Annotated in this window: 6 protein-coding genes and 1 tRNA gene; 4 read left to right on the plus strand and 3 right to left on the minus strand. The window is 73.3% G+C overall.

Annotated elements, in window-relative coordinates:
- Nucleotides 1–144: 144 nt before the first annotated feature.
- Nucleotides 145–220 (plus strand) — tRNA-Ala (locus H7A69_RS16895).
- A gap of 55 nt (nucleotides 221–275) precedes the next feature.
- Here the strand turns inward: H7A69_RS16895 and H7A69_RS16900 are convergent.
- Complete coding sequence (locus tag H7A69_RS16900) at nucleotides 276–659, minus strand: hypothetical protein (RefSeq protein ID WP_182048106.1); 384 nt, start codon at nucleotides 657–659, stop codon at nucleotides 276–278.
- Nucleotides 660–733: 74 nt separating this feature from the next.
- Here H7A69_RS16900 and H7A69_RS16905 point away from each other — a divergent pair, with 74 nt between their 5' ends.
- Nucleotides 734–1801 (plus strand): amidase domain-containing protein, encoded by a 1068-nt coding sequence (locus tag H7A69_RS16905; RefSeq protein ID WP_182048107.1) that lies wholly within the window; start codon nucleotides 734–736, stop codon nucleotides 1799–1801.
- A 136-nt stretch (nucleotides 1802–1937) separates the two neighbouring features.
- Here H7A69_RS16905 and H7A69_RS16910 read toward each other — a convergent pair whose 3' ends face one another.
- Complete coding sequence (locus tag H7A69_RS16910; RefSeq protein WP_182048108.1) at nucleotides 1938–3173, minus strand: hypothetical protein; 1236 nt, start codon at nucleotides 3171–3173, stop codon at nucleotides 1938–1940.
- Between the two features lie 122 nt (nucleotides 3174–3295).
- On the opposite strand from H7A69_RS16910, the gene H7A69_RS16915 reads away from it, so the two are divergent.
- On the plus strand, nucleotides 3296–4147 hold the full coding sequence (locus H7A69_RS16915; protein WP_182048109.1) for an alpha/beta fold hydrolase: 852 nt from the start codon (nucleotides 3296–3298) through the stop codon (nucleotides 4145–4147).
- Between the two features lie 101 nt (nucleotides 4148–4248).
- On the opposite strand, the gene H7A69_RS16920 is transcribed toward H7A69_RS16915, so the two are convergent.
- Nucleotides 4249–6087 (minus strand): glycoside hydrolase family 2 protein, encoded by a 1839-nt coding sequence (locus H7A69_RS16920; RefSeq protein ID WP_182048110.1) that lies wholly within the window; start codon nucleotides 6085–6087, stop codon nucleotides 4249–4251.
- A gap of 92 nt (nucleotides 6088–6179) precedes the next feature.
- Between H7A69_RS16920 and H7A69_RS16925 the strand changes: the two genes are divergently transcribed.
- Nucleotides 6180–7367 (plus strand): phosphotransferase (locus tag H7A69_RS16925; protein WP_182048111.1); only part of this gene is annotated, 1188 nt, incomplete at its 3' end.

Raw genomic sequence — 7367 nt, forward strand, 5'->3', positions numbered from 1 at the left:
CGTCATCGGCGACGACGACTACCGGCAGACCGACCTCGACGCGGTCATGCGTCGACGTCGAGCGGTCTGACGCCGCGGCACGCCCGGCCGCCGCGTCCCGATTTCGGATCGCGCTCACGGTGGTGCTAGTGTGGTCGAGCACTTGGGGCTATGGCGCAGTTGGTAGCGCGTCTCGTTCGCAATGAGAAGGTCAGGGGTTCGAATCCCCTTAGCTCCACCAGATGCACGAAGGCCACCCGGACCGGGTGGCCTTCTGCGTTCCCGAGGGTCCGTCGTCAGCTCGGAGCGCTGTCCGTCAGGACGCCGGCGCGCGCGAGTTCGGCGTGGATCGCGTTCGCGGCCTGCTCGAACGCCCGGGTGCCGCGGGCGACGCCGATCGCCCCGCCCTTCAGCACCGCCCGCCCGGACCCGCGGAGGAGCCGTGCCACCGTGCTCCCGTCCGGTGCGACCATGAGCTGCACGTCGAGCCGGGTGTGGAACGTCCGCTCGCCCGCCAGCGCCCCGATCAACAGGGTGACGCCCAGGCTGCCGCGGGTCGCACGCAGGGCGCCCTGCGCGGCGTCCTCGACGGCGTAGCCCTCACGGACGAGTGCGTCGCGGACCCGGAGGCGGGTGGAGTCGGGGTCGGCGGCGACGAAGAAGTCGTGGCTCTCGGGCATGCGGGTGGCGGTCCTTCCGGTCGGTGGTGCGCTTCCGGTGATCCTGCCGCACCGTCGCCTACCCTGGTGCAGACATGACTGCCTCGTTCACCCGCCGCTCCCTGCTCTCCCTCGCCGGCGTCGCCGGCATCGGGTTCGCCGTCGCCGCCTGCTCCCGCGGCGACGACGCCACGTCGAGCCCGTCGGGCTCGTCCGGATCGTCGAGCTCGTCCGGGGCAGCTTCCGGTGGCAAGGACGGCGGGTCGTCGTCGAGCGCCCGCCCGGCCGCCTCGTCGATCGAGCCCGCACAGGTCCCGCTCGCCGGCGGCGTCACCGTCACGGTCGCCGGGACCGGCCTGGCCGAGGTCCGCGGGGTGACGGTCGGCGGGATCGCGGCGCGTGACGTGCGGGCCTCGGCGACGAAGGTGACCTTCACGGCTCCGCACCAGGCGATGTACACGCCCGGCTCGGCGGACGTCGCGCTCTTCACGACGGCGGTCGAGCCGAGTCCGTCCGCCAACCGGTCGTCGGACGGCAACGGCAGCGCGGCGAACGACGGGCAGGCCGGCGCGACCCAGGACCAGACGACCGCAACCCCGACGCCCACGGCCGCACCCGTCCCGGACGCGTCGACGGCGGTCGCGACGACGACGGTCGCCTACGCGGCGCTGACCGACGTCGACCGGCAGCTCGCGTACGCGATGCGGTACTGGTCCGACTACAACCTCGCCGAGTACGGCACCATGAACCCGATCGGTGGCGACTGCGCGAACTACGTGTCGCAGACCCTGGTCGCCCGCGGGTGGCAGCAGCGCTCCGACTGGTACAACCGGGCCGGCGGCGCCCAGCACAGCGCCACCTGGACGTACTGCCCGGCGATGGAACCGTGGATGACCGCCAACGCCGCGGAGTTCGGGCTGACCCGACGCTCCCTCGACGAGCGGAGCAAGGTCAGGGTCGGCGACATCGTGTTCTACGACTGGAACGACAACCAGTCGCCCGACCACGTGACGATCGTCTCCGAGGTCTTCACCGAGCCGGACGGCACCGTCCGGATCAAGTCGGCGAGCCACAACCAGGACGGGCCCTACCGCGACCTCGACGAGATGATCACCGTGCAGCACCCGGGCGGCACCGCCTGGTTCCACACGTTCGACGCGTAGGGCCGCGCGGGGCGGCTCCGACGACGTGGGACGAACCACGGAAGCGACGTCGAACCAGCCGCCCACCCTGGTTCGACGTCGGAACCGTGGTTCGACCGCGGCGACCGCGACCTCCGCCCCACCCGCCGGCGCGTGCTCAGGGGAACCCGAGGAACCACAGCAGCACGACCGCGACCGGCTGCAGGCACACCCCGACCACGAGCCACGCGACCGTCCGCCGCCGCGTCCCCGTGAAGCCCGCCGCCCCGAGGAGCGGCGCCGTCGGCAGGAGCAGTCGCGGCAGGCTCTGCTGCGGCAGGAACACCGCGACGAGGTACAGCGCGTACGACGCCGTGAACGCCACGACGTCCGTCCCGAGGGCGCGGACGCCCCGCCGGGTCCAGACCCACACCGCGGCGGCGAGCACACCCACCACGAGCACGACGCCGAGCGGCCCGAGCCACGTCGAGGCCATCCGGAACCAGGGCGTCAGCGGTTCGAAGTGCTGCCGACCGACGAACCCGACCCACCAGGACGTCTCCGTCTCGAGGTAGGCGTCCGGCCGCCCCGTCACCACCGACGCGACGACGGGCCACGCGAGGCCGGCCGCCGCGACCCCGAGCCCGGCGACGACGATGGCCACCGCGTCGCGCACCGGCAGCGCCCGGCGCTCCCGGACGACCCGCACCACCAGGTGCACCGCGAGGGCCACCGCGAGCGCGAGCACCCCCGGCTTCGTGAACGCCGCGACGAGCCCGAGCGGCAGCACGAGCCAGTACCGCCGGCGCACCAGTGCGAGCAGGCCGCCGAACAGCAGGAGCAGGAACGTGCTCTCGGCGTACGCCACCTGCAGCAGGAACCCGGTCGGCGCGAACGCGAAGAGCGCCGTCGCCCGGGTCGCCCGCCGCTCGTCGGTCACCGCGCGAACCAGGTGCCAGAGGACGACGCACGTGCCGGCCCCGGCGAGCGTGGCGACGAGCACGCCGGCGGCCCAGAAGGACCCGCCGGCCAGTGGCTGGACGAGCCGCGCCAGCGTCGGGAACACCGGCAGGAAGGCCCACGGGTTCGGCAGCACGTGGCCCGCCGCGTCGGTGGGCAGCGTCGTCGGGTAGCCGTGCTCGGCGATGGTCCGGTAGAACGACGCGTCCCACGACCCGAGGAACGCCGTGAAGGTCCCCTCGCGTCGGTACGACGCGAACCGCCAGCCGTGCGCGGTGGCGAGCAGCCAGACCGTGAGCAGCAGGACGGTGCTGACCACGCGGGAAGCCAGCCACACGAGGAGGGGAGCGGTCCACCCGCTGTGCCGTCCCTCCAGGCCGACCGTGAGCAGGCGACGGACGCGGGACGACAGCCCCGGCCGGGAGGCACGGGTCGTCTCCGCCAGGTCGGTCACCGACCGATCCTCCCACCTCCACAGCCGACGTTCACTGTCCGGTCGCCGCACCTCCAGGGAGCACCAGGGTGCAGGGAGTTGCATCAGCCGCGTTCCCTGGAAGGACCACGACAGGAGGAATTATGCCCTTCATCACCGTCGGCGCCGAGAACGGCCACGACATCGACCTGCACTACGACGACTTCGGCTCGGGCGACCCGGTCGTCCTGATCCACGGTTGGCCGCTCTCCGGCCGCTCGTGGGAGGGCCAGATCCCGGCACTCGTCGAGGCCGGCCACCGCGTCATCGCCTACGACCGCCGCGGGTTCGGCCAGTCCTCGCAGCCCTGGGGCGGGTACGACTACGACACGTTCGCCGCGGACCTCGACAAGCTCATCACCGAGCTCGGGCTGTCGAACGTCACGCTGATCGGGTTCTCGATGGGCGGCGGCGAGCTCGCGCGCTACGCCTCGCGGGACGGGACCAGCAACATCAAGAAGCTCGTCTTCGCCAGCGCGGTGCCGCCGTACCTGTGGAAGTCGGACGACAACCCGGACGGCGCGGTCGACCAGGACCTCGCCGACTGGTTCGCGAACGGCATCACGGGCGACCGTCCCGCGTTCCTCCACCAGTTCGTCGACATGTTCTACACGGCGGGCGGCGAGCCGGGCCTGCTCAAGAAGCCGCTCGTGAGCGACGACCAGCGTGCGTACGACCTGTCGATCGCCGAGCTCGCCTCGCCGAAGGGCACGCTCGACTGCACCGTTGCCTTCGCGACGACGGACTTCCGCGACGACCTGACGAAGATCGACGTCCCGACGCTCGTCATCCATGGCGACTCGGACGGCATCGTGCCGTTCGAGGCGTCCGGTCAGCGCACCGCCGCCGCCATCCCGAACGCGCAGACGCACGTCATCGAGGGCGGCCCGCACGGTGTGCTCGCCTCGCACAAGGACGAGTGGAACGAGACGGTCCTGCGCTTCCTCGCGTCCTGACCCTCCCGCGACACGCAACGTGGGCGGTTCCTCGCAGCGGTAGTTCGCTGCGAGGAACCGCCCACGTTGCGTTCTGCGGGAACGGACCGACGTGCCGCGCGTCAGCGCCCGGTGACGGCCGCCCGGATCCGCTCGATCGGCACCTTCGGGCTGCGGTCGGCGTTGAGCAGCCCGTTCGTCTCCTGCATCGTGTCCGTGAGCTGCGTCCAGCACGACCCGGCCAGGAACGAGCTCGCCCGGACGCCGTCGTACAGCGCTGTGATCCGGTCCACCCAGTCGTCGCCGTCGACGGCCGAGGTGTAGCCCCAGCCGTCCTCGCGGCGGGCTCCCGGCTGGAAGTCCACGCCGCCGAACTCGGTCAGCATCACCGGCTGGCCCTCGTCGGTCGCCCCACCGACCAGGATCCGGCGGTCGGCGGGTCCGCGGCCGCCGAGCAGCGCCGTCCGTGCCGCGTCGTCCGCGTACGTCGCCGCGAGCCGGACGCCGTCGCCCTCGTAGTCGTGGATCGTGACGATGTCCGAGTTCGTGTGCTCCCAGCCGTCGTTCGAGATCACCGGGCGGGTCGGGTCGAGTGCCCGCGTCAGGTCGGCGAGCGCCCTCGCGTACGCCTGCTGCGCCGGGTCGGTCGCGACGTGCTGCACGCCCCAGCTCTCGTTCGCGGGGACCCACGTGACGATCGACGGGTGGGAGGCGTCCCGTTCGACGGCGTCCATCCACTCACGCACCAGCCGCTGCACCGCGAGCGGGGAGAACGCGTACGCGCCCGGCGCCTCACCCCAGACGAGCAGCCCGAGGCGGTCCGCCCAGTAGAGGAAGCGCGGGTCCTCGATCTTCTGGTGGTTCCGCGCCGCGGTGAAGCCGAGCTCCTTGATGAGCTCGACCTCGCGCCGGAGGGCCGCGCGGGACGGGGCCGCGAGGTGCGACTCGGGCCAGTAGCCCTGGTTGAGCACGCTGCGGACGTCGTACGCGCGCCCGTTCAGCAGGAACGCGCCGCCGTCGGTGCCGACCGTCCGCAGGCCGAAGTAGCTCGCCACCGCGTCGACCCCGACGAGTGCCACGGTCGCGTCGACGAGGCGCGGGGTCTCCGGGCTCCACACCAGCTCGTCCTCGGCCTGGCCGTTCGTCTGGCGGGCGACGGGAACCGGGACGACGACCTCGTCGGCGTCGGCGGGCACGGCGACCTCGACCGACGCGAGCTCCTCGCCCGTGCCCTGCCACCAGGCGTCCACGCGGACCCGTTCGGCGTCCCGGCGCTCGCCGGCGAGCCGCACGGTCAGGCGCACGGTGGCGTGGTCGACGTTCAACCAGCGGAGGGCCGCGATCGACCGCGACGGCACGGCCTCGAGCCACACGGTCTGCCAGATCCCGGTCGTTCGGCGGTACCAGATGGCGTGAGGCTCCTCGTGCCAGTCCTGCTTGCCGCGGGGCTGCGTGACGTCGTGCGGGTCGTCCTCGGCGCGGACGACCAGCACGTGCTCGCCGTCGGGGTCGGTGCCGAGCGCCTCGGTGACGTCGAACGAGAACGGGGTGTGGCCGCCCTCGTGCTCGCCGACGAACCGGCCGTCGATCCAGACCCGGGCGCGGTGGTCGACGGCGCCGAAGTGCAGCCGCAACCGATCGGCCCCGGGGCCGTACCCGGCGGCGTCGAGCTCGGCCCGGGTCAGGGTGCGGGCGTACCAGACGACGGGGTGGAAGCCCGGTTCGTCGATGCCGGACGCCGGCGACTCGGGCGGGAACGGCACCGTGATGTCCCGCGCGTCGGGGAAACCGCTCCGCCAGGACGGGTCGTCCCCGGTGTTCCGGAACGACCACGTGCCGTCGAGGTCCGCCCAGGCACGACGCAGCAGCTGCGGACGCGGGTAGGTGCCGTCCTGCTCGGAGGCCAGGGGGAGGGATGCGCGGGGAGAGGGGGCGGCGCCGGTGCCGTCGAGGGAGCTCATGCCCCCATGCTGGTCGTTCTGTACATCGTTGTAAAGAGCAGAGGACGCGCCACCCGGGGCGTACTCCGGTCCCGACGCGTAGCGTCCTCCCCATGAGCGCCGAGGCACCCGACCGCGTCCACGACCGCACGCTCGAGGGCTGGATCGCCCGGCAGCGCTGGTACACGGCGAAGGGCAGCACGCCGTCCCTCCGCACGCTGTCCGAGTCGGACGGCACCCGGCTCGTCCTCGACGACGCTCCGACCGGGCCGGTGCTCTACCAGGTGCCGGTGCTGTCCCCGGCGCCGGATGCGGGCGGGTCGGGGTCGGACCCGGTCGACGCGACGACCGACACCGCGTGGGTGCAGGAACTGACCGAGCGCATCGACGCCGACCCGTCGTCCCTCCGCCCGATCGGACGGGTGACCGCGTCGCGCGTGCTCTCCGGCGAGCAGTCGAACACCTCGGTCATCTGCGACACCGCGGACGGCGCGCAGGTCATCGTGAAGGTCTTCCGCGTCCTGCACCACGGCGACAACCCCGACGTCACGACGCAGCTCGCACTGTCGGCCGCCGGCAGCGCCCGGGTCCCCACCGTGTACGGCGCCCTGCGCGCCACGTGGCCGGACTCCGGACGCCCGGACGGGACGGCCACCGGACACCTCGCGTTCGCCCAGGAGTTCCTCCCCGGGCTCGAGGACGCCTGGCGGGTCGCGCTGCACGACGCCCGCGAGGGGACGCCGTGGGACGCGCACGCCGCGGCCCTCGGGTCGGCGCTCGCCGAGGTGCACCGCACCCTCGCCGAGGCGCTGCCGACCGAACCCGCCGACGAGGCGCGCCGGAACGCGGCCGTCGCGACGATGCACGCGCGGCTCGACGCCGCGGTCCGCGAGGCCCCGACCGTCGCCCCGCACGTCGACGCCGTCCGCGCCGTGTACGACCGGGCCGCCGCGGCCGAGTGGCCCGCCCTGCAGCGCATCCACGGCGACCTGCACCTCGGCCAGGTGCTCGCGGCACCGGAGCCCCGCGGGTGGGTGTTCCTCGACTTCGAGGGGGAGCCGCTCCGCCCGCTCACCGAGCGCTCGCTCCCGGACGTCACGCTGCGGGACGTCGCCGGCATGCTGCGGTCCTTCGACTACGTCGCCGGTTCGCTCGCGCACGACGCCGCGTTCGTCGACGCGGGTGCCTGGGCACAGGCTGCCCGCGCGGCGTTCCTCGACGGCTACCAGCGCGGCACCGGCACGGACCTCGGCGGCCACCGCGCGCCCCTCGACGCGTTCGAGCTCGACAAGGCCCTGCAC

This window comes from Curtobacterium sp. ME26 (genome assembly GCF_903970945.1).
Taxonomy (GTDB): domain Bacteria; phylum Actinomycetota; class Actinomycetes; order Actinomycetales; family Microbacteriaceae; genus Curtobacterium; species Curtobacterium citri.